Annotated in this window: 13 protein-coding genes and 1 pseudogene; 8 read left to right on the forward strand and 6 right to left on the reverse strand. The window is 61.6% G+C overall.

Going from position 1 to position 21,707, the window contains the following annotated elements; all coding sequences use genetic code 11:
- Window positions 1-82: 82 nt before the first annotated feature.
- Both BN2475_RS09510 and BN2475_RS35425 read right to left on the reverse strand, forming a co-directional pair.
- Window positions 83-1,486, reverse strand: a complete 1,404-nt coding sequence (locus BN2475_RS09510) for a methyl-accepting chemotaxis protein (RefSeq protein ID WP_094779281.1) — start codon at window positions 1,484-1,486, stop codon at window positions 83-85.
- 509 nt (window positions 1,487-1,995) lie between these two features.
- Window positions 1,996-2,157 (reverse strand): annotated as a pseudogene (locus BN2475_RS35425) (4-hydroxyacetophenone monooxygenase); the annotation flags it as partial.
- Window positions 2,158-2,831: 674 nt separating this feature from the next.
- Here BN2475_RS35425 and BN2475_RS09520 point away from each other — a divergent pair.
- From BN2475_RS09520 to BN2475_RS09530, 3 genes are read left to right on the forward strand one after another with little or no spacing between them, the layout of a single operon-like run.
- Window positions 2,832-7,763 (forward strand): jacalin-like lectin, encoded by a 4,932-nt coding sequence (locus BN2475_RS09520; protein ID WP_159444541.1) that lies wholly within the window; start codon window positions 2,832-2,834, stop codon window positions 7,761-7,763.
- A 36-nt stretch (window positions 7,764-7,799) separates the two neighbouring features.
- A complete protein-coding gene (locus BN2475_RS09525) occupies window positions 7,800-8,282 on the forward strand; it encodes a hypothetical protein (RefSeq protein WP_143325761.1) in 483 nt (160 codons plus the stop codon).
- A 60-nt stretch (window positions 8,283-8,342) separates the two neighbouring features.
- On the forward strand, window positions 8,343-8,933 hold the full coding sequence (locus BN2475_RS09530) for an SCO family protein (RefSeq protein WP_094779284.1): 591 nt from the start codon (window positions 8,343-8,345) through the stop codon (window positions 8,931-8,933).
- A gap of 182 nt (window positions 8,934-9,115) precedes the next feature.
- On the opposite strand, the gene BN2475_RS09535 is transcribed toward BN2475_RS09530, so the two are convergent.
- The 3 genes from BN2475_RS09535 to BN2475_RS09545 all read right to left on the reverse strand — a co-directional run bounded on the left by BN2475_RS09535 (window position 9,116) and on the right by BN2475_RS09545 (window position 12,370).
- Window positions 9,116-10,318, reverse strand: a complete 1,203-nt coding sequence (locus BN2475_RS09535; protein ID WP_094779285.1) for a tetratricopeptide repeat protein — start codon at window positions 10,316-10,318, stop codon at window positions 9,116-9,118.
- Between the two features lie 129 nt (window positions 10,319-10,447).
- Window positions 10,448-11,128 (reverse strand): PspA/IM30 family protein, encoded by a 681-nt coding sequence (locus BN2475_RS09540; RefSeq protein WP_094779286.1) that lies wholly within the window; start codon window positions 11,126-11,128, stop codon window positions 10,448-10,450.
- Between the two features lie 582 nt (window positions 11,129-11,710).
- Entirely contained in the window at window positions 11,711-12,370 is a 660-nt protein-coding gene (locus BN2475_RS09545; RefSeq protein ID WP_094779469.1) for a plasmid mobilization protein, read from the reverse strand.
- A gap of 480 nt (window positions 12,371-12,850) precedes the next feature.
- Between BN2475_RS09545 and BN2475_RS09550 the strand changes: the two genes are divergently transcribed.
- From BN2475_RS09550 to BN2475_RS36315, 5 genes are all read left to right on the forward strand, one after another.
- A complete protein-coding gene (locus tag BN2475_RS09550; RefSeq protein WP_094779287.1) occupies window positions 12,851-15,355 on the forward strand; it encodes a penicillin-binding protein 1A in 2,505 nt (834 codons plus the stop codon).
- Between the two features lie 960 nt (window positions 15,356-16,315).
- Window positions 16,316-18,763: a DUF6531 domain-containing protein gene (locus BN2475_RS09555; protein WP_245841239.1), complete on the forward strand. Its 2,448-nt coding sequence runs from the start codon at window positions 16,316-16,318 to the stop codon at window positions 18,761-18,763.
- A 363-nt stretch (window positions 18,764-19,126) separates the two neighbouring features.
- On the forward strand, window positions 19,127-19,387 hold the full coding sequence (locus BN2475_RS09565; RefSeq protein WP_094779289.1) for a hypothetical protein: 261 nt from the start codon (window positions 19,127-19,129) through the stop codon (window positions 19,385-19,387).
- 84 nt (window positions 19,388-19,471) lie between these two features.
- Window positions 19,472-19,777 (forward strand): hypothetical protein, encoded by a 306-nt coding sequence (locus tag BN2475_RS09570; RefSeq protein WP_094779290.1) that lies wholly within the window; start codon window positions 19,472-19,474, stop codon window positions 19,775-19,777.
- Window positions 19,767-19,937, forward strand: coding sequence for a hypothetical protein (locus BN2475_RS36315; protein WP_342744599.1), 171 nt, complete (start codon window positions 19,767-19,769; stop codon window positions 19,935-19,937). Before BN2475_RS09570 ends, BN2475_RS36315 begins: the two co-directional genes overlap by 11 nt.
- 263 nt (window positions 19,938-20,200) lie before the next feature.
- On the opposite strand, the gene BN2475_RS09580 is transcribed toward BN2475_RS36315, so the two are convergent.
- Window positions 20,201-21,706, reverse strand: coding sequence for an efflux transporter outer membrane subunit (locus tag BN2475_RS09580; protein ID WP_094779291.1), 1,506 nt, complete (start codon window positions 21,704-21,706; stop codon window positions 20,201-20,203).
- Between the last annotated feature and the right edge of the window lies 1 nt (window position 21,707).

Here is a 21,707-nt window from a genome sequence, read left to right on the forward strand (position 1 = left end):
GCATGTGTTGAGCCTGTATGGCGCCTGTGTTGCGCCTGTGTGGCGCACGTGCATCCACAGCGCGCATGCGTGCGTGCCGCGCTCAGACCTTGTAGCCGATCCGAAAGCCACCCCAATGACGCCCGGCCACGAACACCGGTGCCGACGCGTCCTTCATCAGCACGAACTGGCCGCCGCCCATATCGCGGCGATAGGTCTGCAGCAGGAACTGCCTGGTATGCGATGCGGCCGCGATGCCGGTGCGATCGTCGAACATGCGCCGGTTGCGGCAGTTCGCCATGTTCCAGACGACGTCGTCGCGCGGCGGCAATGAAAACTTGCGGTTGTGGGTCGGCAGATAGCCGCGCACGTCGATCGCGGCGCAGAACGCAACGCGTGGATCGAGCTCGAGCAGCGGCTCCTGGATGGCCGGCAAGACCCGATCGGTGAAGGCGGTAAAGCGCGTCAGAAACTGAGGCGGATTGCTGCCCGCGACAGGCACGTACTGTTGGTCGAACAGATCGTCGAGCGACACCTCGCCGCGTGCCACGGCCGCTTCGAACAGCTTGCTCACGGCTGCGGCGGCCTGCTGCGCCGCCTCGATGAAGCGGGTGTCCGCGGTCTCGACGCCGGTCGCGGTGGTCAGCTCGATCAGTGTTTCGGACACGCCGAGCAGATGGCCCAGACGGTCCTTTGCCTGCACGAAGTTTTCGCTCGAATCCTCGACGCCGCTCGCCATTTCCAGCACCTGTGCCTCGAGCCCGTCGCATTGCGTTTCGATTTCGCCGGTCAGCGTCGCGATTTGCCCGGCCTCGCTGTTCAGATGCGCGATCGCATTGCCCGTTGCCTGCACCACGTCGCCGATCTTGCGCGTGCTTTCGCGCACCCGGTGCGCTCGCGCGGTGTTCACCGAGCCTTCGTTGATCAACTGCTCGGTTTGCTGCGTGAGTTGCGCGAGCGTCGTCTCGATCTGGCTGGTGGCTTGCGCGGTTTTCGCCGACAGGTTCTTGACCTCGGCGGCCACCACCGCGAAGCTTCGGCCGGAATCGCCGGCGCGGGCCGCTTCGATTGCCGCGTTCAGCGCCAGCAGATGGGTCTGGCGGGCGATCAGCGAGATCTCTTCGGAGACTCGGCTCACGTGTGCCAACGCGCTGCGTAGCGCGCCGATCTGGCTTTCGATCACTGTCACGCCTTCGACCAGTCCGTGAATGTCGGCGAGAGATGCTTCGAGCGTCTGCTGCGACGCCTGCACGCCGCTTGCGGCTTCGGCCGACACGCTGCGCATATCGCGGGCGGCTGCGGCGATGCGATGATTGCCCGCGAGGGTTTGCGCGGCGGATTCGCGCAGTGCCTGGCAGACTTGCGCCTGGTGTTGCACGCGTGCGGCGACTTCATCGACGTGGCCTGCTACGTCGCAGATCTCGATGCCCAGTTTGCCGGCTTGCGCGGCGATGTTGCCGACGACCGTGTGCGGGCGGGTTGCTTTGCGAAAGCTGAAACGCTTCATGTTTGTCTCCTGTCGACCAGAGTTAGCGCTTCAGCGCTTACTCCAGTCCCTCAGCGGTCGACCAGATTTAGCGGTTTAGCTCTTACTCCAGCCCCTGGCACTTACTCCGATCCCCTGCCTCTCAATCGCTCGATGGCGCGGGTGACGCGAGATGGGCGCCGTCACCGGGCGCGAACGCGGTATCTTTCCGATGCGTTTACGGCAGACTTTCAATCAACTTCATACGGAGTATCCCGCAGTCGTTATGATGTGCGGTCGAACGGTAATTCACTATCCTTCCCGCAGCCTTTCCCCTCTTTACCGGCAACCATGATCGATTCCCTCGTGCGCGTTTCGGGCTGGCAACAGCTCTATCACCTGTGGGAACTGCTCGTGATGCTGTTCAAGTTTCTGTGGGCATTGCTGCGTCTTTTGGGGGGCGGTTGAGCGCGAAACCGGGCACGGGCCGATGCGCGGCTCGCAGCCACCAACCGGCACGCTCGCGACCGGCAAGCCCTTCGACAGCGTTTGAAGAAGTTCGGGAAGTTCGCGATGCTGGTGCCCAGATAGGCCTCTGCGCCATCGCGCTGCCACATTGCAGCGAGGTCCGCGCCGTCGTGGCCGGTCACGTCGAACGGTGCGCCGACGTCGTTGACCTGGAAGCCGGTGCCGCAGATGATCGCGTCGGCGTGACGTCTACATATGTCTACGCAGCGAAACGGGTAGGGTAGACAAGTGAGCACTTCGCTTCAAGATCGCCTGGAGTGCGGCTGTTCAATTAGACGCGCGTGCCGCTCAGTGATTTCAAGCCGATGAAATCCATTCCCGACGCACGCACGGTCTGCACAGCAGCATCACCGTGACAGAGACCGGCGGGAGTGATGGTCGACCTTGGGAAGCCGGTGACCGACAAGCCGATTTCATCTTCTTCATGACGTCATCGTAGCCGAGCGCGGTGCAATCGTGGCAATGACGTTGTGTAGCCTGTGGCACAGAAAAAGATAATTCATTCAGTTAATTTCGTTAACGCTTTTAACATGGTTCGCGACCCTACCAAGGCACTTCGGTATATCGAAGTGCCGTGCGCGTTCCGTCGTGAATCAATATCCGGTTTGCGACATCTAGCCGACGCATATAAAATTCGGAATAAAAATTAATGAACAGGTTATCGGCTGCATTTGCGTTGGTTCTGACTGCGGTTCTTTGTGCGTGTAGCGGCGGTGAATCAGGGAGTGATTCGAATAGCGGTGATTTCGCTGCGAATCTGGCGCAGCAGAGAAGTCATCTCATGACAATCGCCACGCCAGCGAAGGCGCAATGGTCGAACGTCACCACACTGTCTCTCGTTCCTTCCCTCGCGTCGCCTTTGCCCAACGGCAAGGTTTTGCTGTTTGCGGCAGACTCTCAATTCAGCTTTACGATGAATCAGTCCGGTGCGGGAGGCGCTCAGACCTATTCGACTTTATATGACCCGAACACCAATGCAGCCACAGACGTGCTGGTAAGCAATACGGGACATGAGATGTTCTGCTCGGGCACCAGTAACTTGATGGATGGCCGCCTGCTGATTGCAGGCGGTGGAGACGATGCCAAGACCAGCATTTATGACCCCGCATCCAACACCTGGACATCGTCTGGTCTACTGAACATTCCCCGTGCCTACAATGCGAACACGGTGCTCGCGAATGGTTCGGTGCTGACCTTGGGTGGCTCCTGGCTGGGAGGATCGGCCGACAAGAATGCCGAAATCTGGTCGCCCTCGACCGGCAACTGGAGTCTGCTGAGTGGCGTGCCTGTTTCGCCTTTTCTGGAGCCGGGACAAAGTTCTCCCGACCTCTATGTGGCGGACAGCCACTTGTGGCTGATTCCTGCCGGCAACGGCAAGGTCTTCCATGCCGGCGCGGGCGAGCAAATGCACTGGATCAGCACGCAAGGCAGCGGCAGCGTGACGAGCGCAGGGGTCCGTGGCGACGACGTATTCGCCTTTCACGGCAATACCGTCATGTATGACACGGGCAAGGTACTGAAAGAGGGCGGGTCGCCGCAAAACGTCAATGCACCGTCGAGCAGCGCCGCATACGTGATTGATCTGAACACCGGCGTCAATGTGCGCAAGATCAACCCGATGAACTTCACGCGTTCATACCACAATTCCGTAGTCCTGCCGAACGGGCAGGTGGTCATCATTGGCGGGATGACCGTGGGCGGTCAGTTTACGGACAGCAACGCGGTGATGCAGCCGGAGATTTTCGATCCCGTCACCGAAACCTTTACTTTGATGCCGGCAATGGCCGTTCCGCGGGACTATCACAGTGTCGCCGTACTGCTGGCCGACGGTCGCGTGCTGGCGGCCGGTGGCGGATTGTGCGGCGCGGGGTGTGCCGCGAATCACCCTGATTTGCAGATCCTCACGCCGAACTATCTGCTCAACTCGGATGGCACGCCTGCAGTGCGGCCCGCGATCACGAGCGCGCCGAGCTACGCGAGCTACGGCAGCGTCATCAATGTGACGACGGATTCGACGGTCACCGCGTTTTCGCTGGTAAGGGTCGCGTCGACCACGCATACGGTGAACAACGACCAGCGCCGCTTATCGCTTACTTTCAGCAGTAGCGGTGCGAACAGCTATCAGCTCAACGTCCCCAGCAATCCCGGATGGGCAGTGCCTGGCGTATACATGCTCTTCGGCATGAACAGCAACGGCACGCCGTCGATTGCGAAAATGATCACGGTTGGCGGCAACGGCGCCCCCGTGCTTACGCCTCCAGACACGCAGACCAGTTACGTGGGGACCGCTGTATCAGTCGCGCTTCAGGCAGGTGCGAACGGCGGTGCGGCGATTTCCTTCAGCGCCGCGGGTCTGCCTCCGGGTTTGAGCATCAATGCGTCCACGGGCGTGATCACCGGCACTCCGACAACCCAGGGAACCTTTTATCCCACCGTGACGGTCGCCAACGGCAGCAGTCGTGTCAGCTCCTATCTGGAATGGGACGTCGGCGCTACGGCTCCTTCGCGCGGCGTCGGGCAGGTGTACGGGTCTCCCGCTGCAGGTACGGCTTTTACCGATGCCGTCGCAGGACCGCTGACCGCCGTGAATCTGCATGCCGGATGGTGGCTGGATAGCATCCAGGGCGTGAACGCATCTGGCCCGCTCGCGTTGCACGGCGGGTCGGGAGGCAATGCCGCGGCGTTCACGGTGCCCGCAGGGCAATATCTGGTTCGTATCTTCGGCATCGCGGGCGATTCGGCGATTGCGCAGATCAGTTTCGTCACCAACACAGGGCAGACTTTCGGCTCGTATGGTTCCGATCAGGGGCAAACCCACAATACGCCGTTCGACTACACCGTCCCTCAGGGCACGCAGATTGTCGGCTTCACCGGCAGTGCGGGCCAGTACCTGAACGCACTCGGCGTGCTTTATAGCCCGGTCGTGACAGCGCCCGTCATGCCCGTTATCGCGACGCCCACTGCGCCCACTTCCTATGTTGGCGTGCAGACCTCACTTGCGCTGTCGGCCAGCGAGCCAGGCTCGAATACGTTGACGTATTCCGCCACCGGCTTGCCGCCCGGCGTGCTGATCAATCCGTCCACGGGCGTTATCGCCGGCTTCCCGACCGCGGCGGGCAGCTACCCCGTGAACGCGAGCGTCAGCGACGGGAATGGGGGCAGCGCCAGCACCAGCTTTACCTGGGTCATTCAACCGCCGATCCCTGTCATTCAGCCTGTTAGCGCACCGCCTGCCGTCAGTGGGGCGGCCGTCAATTACTCGGTAGATGCCGGCACCGGCACGTTCCAGTACACGTGGAATTTCGGCGATGGCAGCCCGACGACGGCCCTCAGTTCGGCCAACACAGCCAGCTATACCTATGCCAGCCCGGGTGTCTATACCGTCACTGTCACGGCGCAAAATTCAACAGGTGTTTCTGTCACGCGCACCTTCGTGCAAGCGGTTACGGCCAGCGCCGCTACAGGCGGCAGCGCGCAAAGTTCATCCAGCATCGCGGTCGAGAAACGTAGCAGTGCGAGCGATCGGCTTTGGGTTGTCAATTCCGACAACGGCAGCGTGTCGGTCATCGATACCGCAAGCAATACCATGGTCGCCGAAATTCCCGTGGGCAACGAGCCGCGCACGGTCGCCATCAATGGCGCAACGGCAGTCGTGACCAACAAGGAGTCCGCCACGCTGAGCGTGTTGAGCACCGCCAGCCTGAGCGTGGTCAAAACTGTCGCGATGCCGCGTGCGACGCAGCCCTACGGCGTGCTGATCGGTCCTGACGGCAGCGCATATGTGAGTCTCGAGGCCACGGGGCAGGTCCTCAAGTTCGACACCAGTTGGACGCAAACCGCGAGCGCGGCCGTTCCCGGTGTCCGTCATCTCGCGTTGAGCGCCGACGGCAAGCGTCTGTTTGCCAGCCGCTTCATCACGGCGCCGCAGCCGGGCGAGAACACCAAGTCGGTGCAAACGAGCGTCAATGGCGTGGCGACAGGCGGCACGGTGACCGAACTGAGTCCGACGAATCTGGCGCAGGTGCGCCAGATGGTGCTCAAGTTCAGCCCGTTGCCCGATACGGTTGTATCGGGGCGCGGCGTGCCCAATTATCTGGGTGCTCTCGCTATTTCGCCCGACGGCGCCAATGCATGGGTGCCGTCCAAGCAGGACAACATTCAACGCGGCAGTTACCGCGACGGCAATCCGCTGGATTTCCAGACGACCGTGAGGGCGGTGACATCGCACCTGGATCTGAGCGCCAATACGGAGGATCTTGCCGGCCGCGTGTTCCACGTCAACAGTGGCTTTGCGACTGCCGCCGTCTATCATCCCAGTGGCGCATATCTGTTCGTCGCGCTCGAAACTTCACGTGAAATTGCTGTGCTCGACGTCGCGGGCAAACGAGAAATCTTGCGTGTCGCAGCGGGTCGCGCTCCTGATGGGTTGAGCCTGTCGTCCGATGGCACGAAGCTTTATGTGTACAACTTCATGGATCGCACGGTGGGCGTCTATGATCTGAGCCTTCTGCTGAAGTACGGTTCGCTGGGGCTGCCTCAGCTTGCGACAATGACTACCATTGGCACGGAGAAACTGCCCGCCAACGTCCTGGAGGGGAAGCAGTATTTCTACGACGCGCAAGATACCCGCCTCGCACGCGACCGTTGGATGAGCTGTGCGTCTTGTCACAACGAAGGGGGACAGGACGGGCGCGTGTGGGATTTCACGAGTCTGGGCGAGGGCTTGCGTAACACCATCATGCTGCGCGGACGCGCGGGTGGTCATGGCAACAAGCACTGGAGCGCCAATTTTGACGAAATTCAGGACTTCGAAGGACAAATACGTTCCTTTGCCCAAGGCACGGGCTTGATGACCGATCAGCAATTCAATACAGGCACCCGCAACCAGCCGTTGGGTGACCCGAAGGCCGGCGTCAGTGCGGACCTGGACGCATTGGCGGCTTACGTCACATCGTTCAACGTCTTTAGTCCGAGCCCCTACCGCAACGCGGACGGCAGCCTGACAAGCGCTGCCGTGGCTGGCAAAGCGGTATTTGCCGCACAGTGCTCCAGTTGCCATGGCGGTGTCAACTTTACGGATAGCTACACATTTGCCGGCACTTCCACAGCGGATCTGCACAACATCGGCACGCTTTACGCCGGTAGCGGCAATCGCCTGGGAGGAGCGCTTCCCGGTTTCGACACACCGACGCTGCGCGACGTATGGCTGAGCGCACCGTATCTGCATGACGGCTCGGCACCGACCATTGGCGCGGCGATTACGGCACACACCAGTCTGAGCCTGAGCGCCGCGGACCTGGCGTCTGTTTCGGCCTATGTTTTGCAAATCGGCTCGGAGGAGTCTGCCGCTCCGGTTGCGCCCGGCTCCTATAACACGAGCCCCATCTTCGGTACGCCCTCCGCTGGCACTGCGTTCACCGACGTCGCCAAAGCGGGAGCGCCGCTCACCGGCGTCAAGCTGAATAGCGGTTGGTGGCTGGACAACATTCAAGGCGTGACCAGCGCGGGTGCGTTGGCGGCGCATGGCGGCACGGGGGGGACGGCTGCGAGCTTCGCTTTGCCAGCGGGTCAGTATTTGGTGGGGATTTCCGGTATCGCGGGCGATTCAACCATTTCGCAAATCTCTTTCATCAGCAATACCGGCAAAGCTTACGGGCCATATGGACAGAATCTGGGGCAGACGACCAGCAAACCGTTTAACTATACGGTGCCCGCGGGCAACAAGATTTACGGCTTCACCGGCGCGAGCGGCGTCTATCTCAACGCGATCGGGGTCATCTATGGTCCGTGACGGATGGCGACAGGGGACGCAAGAGGTTGGCGAGGCATGATCGGGCGCGACGCACGCTCGCGGGCGGTGCGCTGGTATTGGAGCGGGGCGCTCGTCGTTGTGGCATGCGTCTGGATCGGTTGGCAGGCACTGACCCGGTGGCAAACGTCGGTCGCCGCTCACGACGCGGAACTCGCCCAGGGCAGGCAACTATACGAAGCGGCTGTGCCGATACGAGCCCGACTTGCGGGCCACCATCTCGATCTTCCGCCGGCTGCCACACGCTGCGCCAATTGCCATGCCACTGCAATACAGATAGGGCAAGCCGGGTTCGCCCCGGCACTCACGGCGACGCTGCTGACCGAAAGCCATCCGCGGCGCGGCGGTCCCGCAAGCAGATATGATGTGGCCGCTTTTTGCCGGGCGGTGCGTGACGGGCTAGATCCGAATAGCGTCATCATCGACGAGGTGATGCCCCGTTACGACATGAGCCGGGAGCAATGCTCGGCACTATGGGTTTTTTTAACTCAGGAATACTGATTATCATGCATCGCTACTCTCACCCGGTTGATAGATAACGTTCCCATGAGCTTTTCACCCATGCGCAGAGCCGTGCTGCGCACCGCATCGGCTTTGGCGCTCTCTGGCGTATGTGAGGTGTCGCGCGCACATAACAGTGCGGGTATCGTGAAGCCGCCGCTCGACGTTCCGGACATGGATCTGATGCTGGACACGGGCCGCCAGACGACCTTGCGCAAACTGCTCATCGGTCGTGCAACGGCACTGCAACTGATGTTCACGGGTTGCAGCGCCACCTGTCCGATTCAGGGTGCCTTGTTCGCACAGGTGCAGAATTACTTGTCGAACAACACGCTGCCGCTTCAGTTGGTATCCTGCAGCATCGATCCGCTGGGCGACAATGCGCGAGCGATGCAAACGTGGCTGGCGAGGTTTGGCTCGCGTGCAGGTTGGGTGGGCGCGATTCCCGATCCCAGCAAGCTGGATGCGTGGCTCGATTTCCTGAACGGCCGGGCCGCTGGTGTCGATCGGCATACCGGTCAGGTATTTTTCTTTAACCATCAGGCGCAGTTGAATTTGCGTACGGTTGACTTTCCTCAACCTGAAGAAGTTGCGCGCTTGCTGGTATCGCTCGCGGGGCAAGGGCAAGGGCAAGGGCAAGGGCGGAGCTGAGGGATGCAATTCGCGCGCTAATGCATCGATACAAGACGCTCTAGCCTGGCTTTCGTTGCAGCCGCGAATTGAGGGTTCGCCGATGAACCTTCCACTGTCCGAACCGTCGTCCACGATCGGCCAGCTCGAACAGTTACGCAGAGCGGCGCCGCGCAGATTCGCGCGGCGCTATCGCACGATGCTCAGGTATCGGTCCAGCCGCCGGAATCGTCGTTGCTGCCCATGTCGACGTCGCCGCCGCCGCCGTTATCGCTCCAGTCGTTCGATCCCTGGCCGAAGTCGAGGCCGCCGCCATTGCCGCCTTCGTTGCGACGGCGCCGGGCTTCGTCGTCGACGATCACGTCGCGTTCCACCACGCGCTCACGTCCGGAATTCAGTGCCTCGCCGAGCAGCACGCCGGTCAGCAAACCGCCCATGCCGCCGCCGAACCCGCCGCCTTGCTGCACGATGACCGGCGGTTGCTGCTGATACGGCCCTTGCTGCGGATAAGGCGCTTGTGGGGGATAGGGCGCTTGCGGCGGGTTGCCGAAACGTTCGGCTTCCTGCGCATAGGGCGACTGCTGACTGCCGGCGGCTGGCGCGGCAGCCGGATCGGGCCGCCCGTCGGCGCGAGCGCGCAGGCTGCCGACGCGTTGCTCGAGTTCGTCGAGCTGATACGGCGGCAGCGGATTCTTGCCGTTCGACAAGGTTTCGACGACACCGCGCAGCTGGTCTTCGGTCGTTTCGACTTCCTTCTCCAGCGCCTCATGACCCGGCGCAGTGGACAGCTTCACATCGAGCTTCAGCGAGCGCACGGTGTTGAGCATGTCCGTCGCGCGCTTGAGTTGCACGCGACGATCGTCGTCGGCGCGCGTATCTTCTTGCGTGCGGGCGCGGCGCACGGTCCAGCGCAGCACCAGCGCGATCGCCACAAGCAGAACAATGATACCGATCCACATACCCACCCCCGGACCATGCCGTTGTTGCGCTTGCGAGATCATCGCCGACTGTTGCTGCACGGCAGGCGCATTCTGCTGTACGAACGGATTCGCGGCGCGATTGGATGTGTTGCCGCCCGCGCGTTCCGCGTCCCGGCGGATACGTGCTTCGGTTTGCGCGAAACGGCCCGGGTCGGTGAAGCGGATTTGCGGGTCGAGCGTCTTCGCCTGTTGCACCTGGGCGAGCGCGTCGCCATAGCGGCCTTCGCGATCGAGCACCTGGGCGTACAGATAATGCGCGCGAGCATTGTTCGGATGGGCCTGCAGCACTTCGCCCAGACCGGCATCGGCCTGTTGCCAGTTGCCTTGCGCCATCGCCGATTCGATCTGCTGAACCGTGGGCAAGGCGAACGCCGCAGCCGATACCAGCAGCAATGAAGCGAATACGGATGCAAGAAATTTTTTCATTTGCGGACCGGGCGCGCAGCGCCCGTCTCCTTCAGTCATGTCGAGTGGCCGCGCGAGGCAGCGGCCAGCATACCGACGCACTACACGCGGACGCCCCGCATGCGCACGCCGGCATGTACGGCTGGCGCATTACTGCGCCGGCGTGTTCAGCTGCTTCTTCAGCGCTTCCAGACGGTCTTCGACGGACGGGCCGCGGTTCAGGTCCGCGAGCTTGTCGTCGAGTGCCTTGCCGCTAGTCTCGTCGGCCGAATTCAGACGCGCGTCCGAACGGGCATTCGACAACGCGACCTTGTCTTCCAGCTTCTGGAAATCCTCGGACAGGTTCTTGCCGCCGATGCCGCCCAATGCGGTGGCCGCGACGTCTTTGGCCTGCGCGATCTGCTGCTTCGCCTGCAGGATGTTCGAGCGCGCGTTCAGGTCGTTGCGACGACCGCGCATGTCTTCGATCTGGCTCTTCAGTTGCGCAACCGATGGCTCGAGCGTGGTCAGTTCCCTGGCGAGCGCATCGCGTTCGGCTTCGGCCGTGGCCTGTGCGCCGAGCGCTTCACGCGCGAGCGCTTCGTCGCCCGCTTGCAGCGCGCGCTTTGCGCCGTCTTCATACTTCTTCGCCTTGTCCGCGGCGACGTCGCGCTTGCTTTGCTGCGTGGCCACTTGCGCCTGAATCTCGATCAGCGAGTTCTCGGCCTTGCCGATGCTGTCGTCGAGTTCGCGCACGATCTGGCGCGAGTCGCGCGACGGATCTTGCACGGAGTCGGCCGCGTCGTTCAGGAGACCTTTGAGCGTGCGCGAAATGCTGTCAAAAAGCGACATGAAAACCTCCAGGAAATGGTGTCGGCGCTGAATAATTCCGCGCGCTCAACTCTTGCTTTCAACCGCTACTCTACGCCGCTGCGCGAGATGCTGCGCAGCGTCCGGACCGAAGTTAGGGGCGCGCTCGCCAATTGCAATAGCGCGGCCGTCAACGGTTCGATTTGAATAGGAATGGCGGAGAGTTTCAAAGGTTAAAACGCGACGGGTGATTGACTTGCTGGCGGATATTACACCACCAGCGTTCTTAAAAACGGCTTAAAGGTGTCATGCCGAAATGGCCGGCCGGTGGGGCGCGGCGGGTATTGCCGGAGATCGGCGAGAGGAGCGGGCGCGCTGTGCAAAAGGGTTGTGCGTCAATGATTGCGGGCGTCAGGGCGAGGGTTGCGCCGCGTTTGGCGATACAGGTTCGGTGACGCAAATCATGCATACAGCGCATGTATTAAAGACGCTTTGTCTTCCACGCAGATTGCGATTTAACTGATAAAGCTTGCAATATCGAAAGCTGGCTAATTCGAAATCGCGCGAATGTAACGATATGCAACTTGCCCGTTCACGCCGCGCGAAATGCGGCGTAATTCTTAATCAGGCGAAGCGGCCGCCTTCGGTGCTGGGATCGTTGCGTGGATCGTCGTCGTCGCGCGCGCTGTCGATGCGCGGGCGCTTCGGCACACGGCGCGGCTGCGCTTGCGGATCGGTCTGCTGCAGCATCGCATCGTCAGCCGCCGCGGCTCGGGCCGCCGCGACACGCGCGACAGCTTCGGCGGTCGCCGCGGCTTCCAGATCGACTTCGGCGGCGAGGGCGGCGGCCAGACCCGCTGGCAACAGCGGCGCGGGCTCCGCCGTCACGGGCTCGCGCGGCAGACCGCGCGAGGCGGGCGCGGAATCAGCCGCGGCCGCCGAGGGCAGCGAACTCGCCGGGCCGATTGCCGGGGCGTCGGCCGCTGGCGCACCTGCCTCGTTGTCCCCGCGTGCCTGCAGCGCCACCGGCAGTGCCGAGCGCGCGTGCCGCGTGCCACGCGCCACCCGCTGGAGCGCGGCATTGAGCGCGTCCGGTGCGCGCGGCGCGCGCAGCCGGTCGACGATGCTGGCCGCTTTCACCTGCTCACTGGTCGCGCCGAAGCTCAGCACCGCGCGCCGCATCAGCTCGCTGACACTGATGCCCAGGTTCTCGGCGGTGGCCGTGATTGCGCGCTTCTGCGCGGGTGTGACGAAAACGACGATGCGCTCGCTGGGCTTGTTCATGATCGGCTCGCATACTTGTTGGCATTGGCGGGTCAAAGGGCTGGCATACGGCGTCGCGCGCATCGGGGTCGCCGCATGCGCCGCGTCCATCATATGACGAGTTGCACCGATGCGGAACGGCCGACGCATGAAAATCGCGTGACATCAACGGGTTGCGGCCTTTCCAGGCGGCTTGTCCTCAGACCTTTCAACATTTTCTGTCGACAACCCGCGCTGCGCGCACCGCAGACCGCCCGGAACCACCCGCTGGCATCGCGAAAAGGGATTTCTTACAAAAAAACTGTCTTGGAGCGCGCCTGATTTCTTTAAAATGCGCTGTTGCGTTGCGCCGGACATGGTTCCAGGCGTGCCGTGCGGCTGGCCGGGGGCAAGCGGTCGCGCGGCGGTTTGCGCCTCAGGCTACGATGCTCGACCACGACCCATGCGCGCGCCACGAGCGCGGGCCGAAAGGCGTTCTGTTACGCGCCCACTATTCCATTCATGCCAATCATCAAACGACCGCATTCCTCCCATTCTCCGGCCGGTGAAGACCGGGACTCGCGCCAACGCACTGCAGGACGCAACGCCGCCTCGCGCGAACCGGGGCCGAGCCGCGGTTCGTTCGGCGCGACCATCGCGCTCTGGTTTGCCGGCCTGCTCGCGAGCGTTGCGGTGGTGGGTGCGCTGATCATCGGCTATGCGCTGGTGGTGATGGGGCCGCAACTGCCGTCGCTCGACGCGTTGACCGACTATCGCCCGAAAGTGCCGCTGCGGGTCTACACCGCGGACCACGTGCTGATCGGCGAGTTCGGCGAGGAGCGGCGCAGCCTCGTGCGCTTCCAGGACATCCCCGACCAGATGAAGAAAGCGGTGCTCGCGATCGAAGACTATCGCTTCTACGAGCATGGCGGCGTCGACTTCGTGGGCATTCTGCGCGCCGGCTTTGCCGACCTCACGCACGGCGGCGCGTCGCAGGGCGCCAGCACGATCACGATGCAGGTGGCGCGCAACTTCTTCCTGTCGAGCGAGAAGACCTATACGCGCAAGATCTACGAAATGCTGCTCGCGTACAAGATCGAACGCGCGCTGACCAAGGATCAGATTCTCGAGCTGTACATGAACCAGATTTATCTGGGCGAGCGCGCTTACGGCTTCGCCGCGGCTGCGCGCGTGTATTTCGGCAAGGATCTGAAAGACATCACGCTGGCGCAAGCCGCGATGCTTGCCGGCTTGCCGAAGGCGCCGTCCGCGTATAACCCGGTGGTCAATCCGAAGCGCGCGAAGATCCGTCAGGAGTACATCCTGAGGCGCATGCTCGAGCTGAAATACATCAGCCAGGATCAGTACGACGCAGCGGTGAAAGAAGAGATTCACACTCGTAATCCCGGCAACGAATACAGCGTGCACGCCGAGTACATCGCCGAAATGGTCCGGCAGATGATGTACGCGCAGTACAAGGACGAAACCTACACGCGCGGCCTGAACGTCACCACGACGATCGATTCGGCGGATCAGGACGCCGCGTATCGCGCGGTGCGCAAGGGCGTGATGGATTACGAGCGGCGCCACGGCTATCGCGGACCGGAAGGCTTCGTGGAACTGCCCGAGCCGGGCGACGACCGCGATCAGACCATCGACGACGCGCTCACCGATCACCCGGACAACGGCGAGATCATCGCGGGCGTGGTGACGGACGCGAGTCCGAAGCAGGTGAAGGCGCAGCTGGTGGACGGCACTCAGGTGACCGTGCGCGGTGACGGTCTGCGCTTCGTCGCCGGTGCACTGAGCGCGCGAGCGGCGGCGTCCACGCGGATCAAGCCGGGCTCGATCGTGCGTCTGGTCGCCGACGACAAGGGCAACTGGCAGATCACCCAACTGCCGCAGGTGGAAGGCGCGCTCGTGTCGCTCACGCCGCAGGACGGCGCGATCCGCGCGCTGGTCGGCGGCTTCGACTTCAACAAGAACAAGTTCAATCACATCACGCAGGCGTGGCGTCAGCCGGGTTCGAGCTTCAAGCCGTTCATCTACTCGGCGGCGCTCGACAAGGGTATCGGACCGGCGACGATCATCAACGACGCGCCGTTGTACTTCCCGGCGAGCACGCCGGGTGGCGATGCGTGGGAGCCGAAGGACGACGACCAGCCTGACGGTCCGATGCCGATGCGCCTCGCGTTGCAGAAGTCGAAGAACCTGGTGTCGATCCGCATTCTGTCGTTCATCGGCACCAGGTACGCGCAGGACTTCGTCACGCAGCGTTTCGGTTTCGACGCCGACAAGACTCCGCCGTATCTGCCGATGGCGCTCGGTGCGGGGCTCGTTACGCCGCTGCAGTCGGCGGGCGCGTACTCGGTGTTCGCGAATGGCGGCTACCGGATCAATCCGTATCTGATCAACGAGGTGACCGACGCGCGTGGCGTGCCGCTGTCCAAAGCGCAGCCGCTGACCGCCGGGCGCGACGCGCCGCGCACGCTCGAGCCGCGTAACGCCTACGTCATGAACAGCCTGCTGCATTCGGTGGCGACGGCCGGCACGGGCGCGGGCACCAACGTGCTGCATCGTTCCGACCTGCAGGGCAAGACGGGTACCACCAACGATGCGAAGGACGGCTGGTTCGCCGGCTATCAGCAGTCGCTGGTGGCGGTCGCATGGATGGGTTACGACCAGCCGAAGAGCCTCGGCAGCCGCGAGTTCGGCGCGCAGCTCGCGTTGCCGATCTGGGTCGAGTACATGCAGCGCGCGCTGCGCGGCGTGCCGCAAACCGAACCGCAACAGCCGGACGGCGTGAGCGTGGTCGACGGCGAACTGTTCTTCACCAACATGACGCCGGGTAACGGCTTCGTCGCCAGCATCGGCCTGGATTCCGCCAATCCGATGGCGGGCGTGAGTGGCGACGCGGTCGGCGGCGTTGGCCCGGCGGGTTTGACACCGCCGGTGGTGCCGCCGCCGAGCGTGTCGTCGAGCGAGAAGAAACAGATCCTGGATCTGTTCGAATCGAACAAGCCTTGATGAGCGAGCGTGTGCGGGCTGTGTGGGCCGCACACGCAAGTTTTGTCTCCAGCACGACGTCTCGCCGCGAGCGGGACGTCTCTCTTCAGGACGCGCAGCGTCCGTACCGCGTCAGCAAAAGTATCTGATCCCGAATCCATAACGCGCTCAAGCACTTGATCGGAATCTCAAGGCGTTATCAACAGGTCTATGAACACATTCTGTGGATAAGGGGCAGCGCGCCGATATGTTCCGCGCCCGACTCGCATCCCTGTGTGCTGCTGCATCCAACCGCACCGGCCTTTACAAAGCGATTCGCTTCAAGCACTTAAGCGCGTAGCCCCGCGGTTATCAACAGTTCTGTCAACACAAACTGGGGATAACGTTGAGGCATCCCGAGCGCTTCATCGCAAGAACAAGCAGCCACTCGACTCCCGCTGGCTGATTCCACACCGCTTACCCAAATCCCCGCGCGCTCAATGCGTTAGCCCGCTTGTCAGATAGTTTTCAACAGGCTCTTCAACAAAAACTGGGGATAAGTTAGCTGTCTTCAGTACGGACTACCAGGTTTAGTTGGGCATGTACGTTTTCGCCGATGACGTCGAGGACGCTGCCGCTTCCACTAGCGGGCAGACGCACGTCTGCCCACGACCCGGGATGATCTGAACCTGGGAAGGACGGCTGAGGCAGCAGCGTGAATCGGGCTAGCGCCAACACGAGTCGCACGACGGTGATCGTCAGCACGACCAGGCGCCGCGCTGCATCAGCCGATGCAGCGACCAGGCGCGTGCGGAAGCGGGTGCCGTAAATATCCTGACAGGGGTTAGCCGTGTTTTCCTAAGCGCCTTGCCAATGAGCAGACCGGGTTGTTCGTGCGTTCAAAAGGAAATCGCATTTTTAGGAGTTGTCGGATTGAGGGAGGTGGTGCGCACTCTATAGGGTACTTGGGAAACAACCACGTACAACCAGTAGGGGATAACAATGAAAAGAACTGGAATTGCTGTCAAAGCGACAGGCCTTGCAACACGCCTGACAGCGGCGTTCATGTTTCTCATTTTCGCGCCCGGAGCAAACGCCGCCGATTGCTCCTCGCTTTACGCACAGTCCGGCGCGACGCCGGGTACACCCACCTGCAAGCTTGACGTGACTGGCAATACGCCAGGTGGTCTGGGCAACTACGCCTGTATCAACGACCTCGCTCAGATCGATCAGTGGTGCAACACCCCAACAACGCCGAACAACAACGCCACGCCTGACGACTCCTGCCCGGTGGCGGACCCGGTGCTGCCGGCAAAGGGGACGGTCACGCTTTCCGAAGCTGACTATACGAGCGGCGACGCCTCTCCACGTGTCTTCAGGCGCATCTATCTATCAAAACCCTATGACGCCTCGCAGGCATTGATGGGGAGCAACTGGATCAACAACTGGCAGCGAAGGATTGATTTGAGTCGGGTCAACGCGACCGTACCGACCATTGTTGCTTATCGAGGTGCCGAGCAACCTGTGACGTTCAAGTTGATCGGTGGAGCGTGGGTCGTGCCGGGAAATCGCGGACTGTCACTGACGAAAGCAGGGGATGGCTACTACTACCTGAAAGACGAGCAACGAGGGACGACAGAAGGCTACTCGGATACCACAGGCATGTTCTATACCGAGAAGACCCGCACGGGGATGCTCCGCGAAGTTGGATACGACGGGCAGCGGGTCGTGAACATTGGCCAGCGACCGGCTGATAGCACAGCGTGGACAGCGCAGAACGGATTGGTGCTCACGCCGGGTTACGACAGTAGCGGCCGCATTACGAGCGTAGTGCCTCCAACCGGGCAAGCCGTACATTATGCCTATGACGCGAAGGGCAATCTTGTTTCGGTAAGAGAACCGGATGCCTATGTGCATGAGTATCTGTACGAGGACGCGCGTTTCCCCAATGCGTTGACAGGAGCAAAGGATGAGTCCGGCTCACGGATCGCAACATGGAGTTACGATGCCAGCGGCCGTGTCGTCTCGGTTACTCATCCCGACACAACGCGCATTACGTCATTGAGCTACGGTTCTGGCGGGACGACAGTCAGTGACATGTCCGGCGCCAGCGTGTACACCTTTGAGGCGGCAGACACGTTGCGGCCTCGTTCAATTGCCACACCAGGCGGCACGGTGTCGCGCATGTGGGATGCAGCAGGCAATCTGCAGCAGAGAGTGACCCCTGACGGAAATATCCAGTACACCTGGGACAGCGCCAACCGGCCAACAAAAGCAATTGCAACGGTCGCGGGAAAAAAGGCGGTAACGTCGATCGAATATAACGATGCCAGCTCGTTGCGTCCCCATCTGGTCGCTACACCGGGCAAGATCCGTACGTTTGTCTATGACGCAAGCGGCAACGTTACAGGTTACACGGAGCGGCAAACGACGGACCTGACGGGCGAACAGGGGATGCAGGCGGTCGGGACCGGCAGTCAGTTGACGGTCAGTGCACGCTACGATGGAGCAGGTCGTCTTCTGTCGGGCACGATCGTTCAGGATGGCAAAACGATTGAAGACTGGAGCTACACCTACGACGTAAGGGGCAACATCGCAACGACGCGCGATGCCGTGTCGGGTTGGCAGATGCGGACGCTGGCGCGCAACCCCGACAATCGTCCGGGAACGATTGCGAGTAATAGCGGGCAGGCAGGCATTGTTTACGATGTGCGTGGTCGCGTATCGAGTTTTACCTATGATGAGCCGGCAGGCGTGGCGAATGGCGGACTCGCCCGCACATTGCAGGTCGTTTATAAGTACGGCCCGAACGGCGCGGTGTTGACGCGCACAGCGAATGTTTCAACGAACGGCGCCTGGTGGAAACCGATCAGCGATTCCGAACTGGATGTATGGCTCACCAACTGGTATTTGGGTGATGATCCGGTTTCGCCACCCGCAAACCTCACGGGATCAACGTCTGCGGCTGTTGCTTCCCCTCCGGCACTCTGCGTCGAGTGCTATATGGCGTGGAAGGCGAAGTTATCGGGAAAGCTTTTTGGTAGTGAGTTGACCGATATACTTCCGAAGTGGGGCGAGACAACGGAACTGATGCTGAGTGATCAGTCGCAGGTTCCTTATCCGATCCTCGTGCCGGACGTGACGGATTCTGCGAAAAGGTCAGCGCTTTATAGCACCGTCTTCGGAGCCGGGAATGGTGGTGGGGGAACGGTGAAGTGCAGTGCGAGGGAAGATCGCGAGGATGAATGCTTCGCGCAATACAATGTGCAGATGTCAATGTGCGATGCGATTGCTTTCCCCAGGGGGGCGCCCGGGATCTCGCGCTATGTAAACAGAAGGCATTTCAAAATTACCAATCCTGCAGGGGGTATTGATGGCGAATCATCCGCCGTACTGTGTGGTTCTGACCTACATGGAAGATCGTCAAGAGTTTGCCTTGCAAGCAGTTGATCGAGCTAGGCTGGCGCCACTCCTGGCCGGGCAATTCGAAATACCGATCTCGTTGAACGGACACGATTTCAAGCTTGACGACGAATTTGCGCAAGGGCTTGGAGCCACAATGCTGAATCTGATAGCTCTGGGCCAGCCCGAAATCAGGCAATACATGACTGTCACGCAAGAGCCAATCGATAGGCCACCGAGCAATTCGGAGTAACTCATGTAATCCTGTCCCGCCTGCTCGGTGAGCGGGCGAGATTGCGCTTGAACTGGCATTGCGTGTGGGGCCGAGGCCTGTGTGGATCGTGGCGTGCGGGCAGTCGCGTTGTGCAAGCAGAGGGTATTTCAAATCAATCAAGTGTGCAGAGGGCATTAATGCCTAAACATCCGCCATATTCTGTGGTTCTGACTTATTTCGAAGATCGTCAGGAGATTGCAGTGCAAGCTATTGATCGAGCCAAATTGGCCCCGGTCGTGGCCGGGAAATTAGAAATGCCAATCCTGCTGGACGAGCACAATTTCAGGCTTGATGACGCGTTCGCGCGTCGGCTTGGGGCGCTGATACTCACTGTGATAGCACTGGGGCAGCCTGACATCAAACAATACATGAGCGTTACGCAAGACCCAATCGGCTAGTCGTCAGCGCAACGAAGCAGCGGACAACCGCCGCCTCTTTTGTATATCGACAGCGCCGAGGGCAATAATGGATAAACATCCGCCATGTTCGTATCGAAGGCTAATCATCCGCCGTATTCCGTAGTTGTGACCTACACCGAAAATCCGCAGCAACTGATCATGCAAGCCGTGGATTCAGCCAGGTTGGCACCCATTGTGGCCGGAAGTATGGAAGTGCCGTTTTTTTGGGGCGATGACAATTTCGAGTTTGACGACGAACTGGCACGACAGTTGGGAGTAGCAATGCTCAATGTCATTGCAGCGGGCCGACCTGGTATCAAACAATGTCTGAACGTCACGCAGCACCCGCTTGACAGGCCGCACAGTGATGAGGATATCGATGGCGATTGATCCACCGCGCTCCGTGGTTCTGAACTATGACCAAGATCGTCAACGCATGAATGTGCAGTTAATTGACCCAGTCAAGCTGGCTCCGCTGCTGGCTGGAATATTCGAGGTACCGATACTGTTAGATGAATTTGAATTCACGCTTGACGATGAATTTGCGTGAAGGCTTGGAGTCGCAATGCTCAATGCGATCGCGCTGGGTCAGCCCGAAATCAGGCAATACATGACTGTCACCCAAGAGCCAATCGACAGACCGTCGAGCAATTCGGATGGCATGCAGCCCCCAACGCCCGCTGGCTGATTCCACACCGCTTACCCAAATCCCAGCGCGTTCAACGTGTTAGCCCGCTTGTCAGATAGTTTTCAACAGGCTCTTCAACAAAAAACTGGGGATAAGTCAGTTGTCTTCAGTACGGACTCCCAGGTTTAGTTAGGCATGCCGGCGCTCGCCGCTGGCGTAGATGACATTGCCGCTTCGACCAGCGGATTCCCCATCGCCTGAAACAAAGCCGCGGTGTCCGTCAAACGCGCGCTGGTATAGCGGATCTCATCGAGCTGAGCATTGCGAAACTGCTGCTCGCTCGAACGTGTCGCTGCGACCGGCAGCGCGCCCAGCCGATAACGTCCCGACGTCTCTTCGAACACGCCTTGCGCCGAGCGTGCGGCGACGTTCGCCGAGTCCAACGCCTGCGCATCATGTTCGAGCGCCGCGAGCGTGTCAGCAACATTCTGGAACGCAGCCAACACGGTCTGTTTGTACTGCGAGATCGTCGCGTCGTAGGTGTCCTGGGCCGCGCGTCGCTGCGCGACCAGCGCTCCGCCATGAAACAGCGGCTGCGACAACGACGCGCCGATGCTCCAGATCGCGCCTGCACCAGACAGCGCCACCGGCCAGCTAAAGCCGCCTTGTCCCATCGATGCGCTCAGCGACAGCGTCGGGAACATCTGCGCGGTCGCGACGCCGACATCGGCTGCGGCGGCCTTCACTGCGGCGTCGGCGGCCTGGATGTCCGGCCGCGAACGCAGCAACTCCGACGGCACCACCACCGGCACCTGCTCCGGCACGTGCAGGCGCGCGAGATCGAGGTCATCGGGCGCGGCGTCCGGCGTGCGGCCGAGCAGCACTGCCAACGCGTGACGTGTGGTCAGCCATTGTTGCTTGAGCGTCGGCAGGCTCGCCGCCAGGCTCGCCGCGCTCTGTTGCGCGCTCAACTGATCGGCGTGCGAGACCGCGCCCAGCACATAGCGGCGCTGCGTGTCGCGCGCCTGGTCGTTGGCGATCGCCACGAGCCGCTCGGTGGTGTCGATCTGCGCATGCAGCGCGGCGCTGGTGATCGCCGCCGTCACGATGTTGGCCGCCAGCGCACGGCGTGCGGCATCGAACTGGTAGACCTGTACGTTCACGCGTGCGGCGAGCGCGGCGTTAGCCAGACGCGACGCGCCGAACAGATCGAACGTGTAGTGCGCCTGCAATTGACCGACGAAGATGTTGTAGAGAAATGTGTTGGGGCCGATTTCGGGAATCGCCAGCGCGCGATTGCGGGTCGCCTGACCGCCCGCGTCGATGGTCGGCAGCAGCGAACTGCCGATCTGCGCGCGCAATTGCTCGCGGGCGGCGGCGAGATTCTTGTCGGTGGCGGCGAGTGTCGGGCTGTTGCGCAGACCTTCATCGACCAACGCGTTCAGCGCGTCCGACTGGTACTGCTTCCACCATTCGGGCACGGGCTTCGCGCCGACCACGAACTGCTGCGTGACGCCTTGTGCGGGCACAGTCTGCGTCGGCTGCGCGGCGGCGCCATAGTGCGCCGGCTGTGGCATCGCGGGCGGCTCGCCGCTCGGTCCGAACGAGCAGGCGGCGAGCGTGCAGGTGGCGACGGCAAGCACGCCGAACCGCGGATAGCGGGCGTATCGGGAGAGTGCGAAAGTAGCCATG

The sequence above is a fragment of the Paraburkholderia ribeironis genome (assembly GCF_900019265.1).
In the GTDB taxonomy this organism is placed as follows: Bacteria; Pseudomonadota; Gammaproteobacteria; order Burkholderiales; family Burkholderiaceae; genus Paraburkholderia; species Paraburkholderia ribeironis.

What these genes read in the sequence shown, in the direction of transcription:
- BN2475_RS09525 (WP_143325761.1), top strand. Translation starts at nt 7,800, where the DNA reads ATGATCGGGCGCGACGCACGCTCGCGGGCGGTGCGCTGGTATTGGAGC.
- BN2475_RS09545 (WP_094779469.1), bottom strand. Translation starts at nt 12,370, where the DNA reads ATGAACAAGCCCAGCGAGCGCATCGTCGTTTTCGTCACACCCGCGCAG.
- BN2475_RS09530 (WP_094779284.1), top strand. Translation starts at nt 8,343, where the DNA reads ATGCGCAGAGCCGTGCTGCGCACCGCATCGGCTTTGGCGCTCTCTGGC.
- BN2475_RS09580 (WP_094779291.1), bottom strand. Translation starts at nt 21,706, where the DNA reads ATGGCTACTTTCGCACTCTCCCGATACGCCCGCTATCCGCGGTTCGGC.
- BN2475_RS09510 (WP_094779281.1), bottom strand. Translation starts at nt 1,486, where the DNA reads ATGAAGCGTTTCAGCTTTCGCAAAGCAACCCGCCCGCACACGGTCGTC.
- BN2475_RS09565 (WP_094779289.1), top strand. Translation starts at nt 19,127, where the DNA reads ATGCCTAAACATCCGCCATATTCTGTGGTTCTGACTTATTTCGAAGAT.
- BN2475_RS09570 (WP_094779290.1), top strand. Translation starts at nt 19,472, where the DNA reads ATGTTCGTATCGAAGGCTAATCATCCGCCGTATTCCGTAGTTGTGACC.
- BN2475_RS09555 (WP_245841239.1), top strand. Translation starts at nt 16,316, where the DNA reads ATGAAAAGAACTGGAATTGCTGTCAAAGCGACAGGCCTTGCAACACGC.
- BN2475_RS09540 (WP_094779286.1), bottom strand. Translation starts at nt 11,128, where the DNA reads ATGTCGCTTTTTGACAGCATTTCGCGCACGCTCAAAGGTCTCCTGAAC.
- BN2475_RS36315 (WP_342744599.1), top strand. Translation starts at nt 19,767, where the DNA reads ATGGCGATTGATCCACCGCGCTCCGTGGTTCTGAACTATGACCAAGAT.
- BN2475_RS09550 (WP_094779287.1), top strand. Translation starts at nt 12,851, where the DNA reads ATGCCAATCATCAAACGACCGCATTCCTCCCATTCTCCGGCCGGTGAA.
- BN2475_RS09535 (WP_094779285.1), bottom strand. Translation starts at nt 10,318, where the DNA reads ATGAAAAAATTTCTTGCATCCGTATTCGCTTCATTGCTGCTGGTATCG.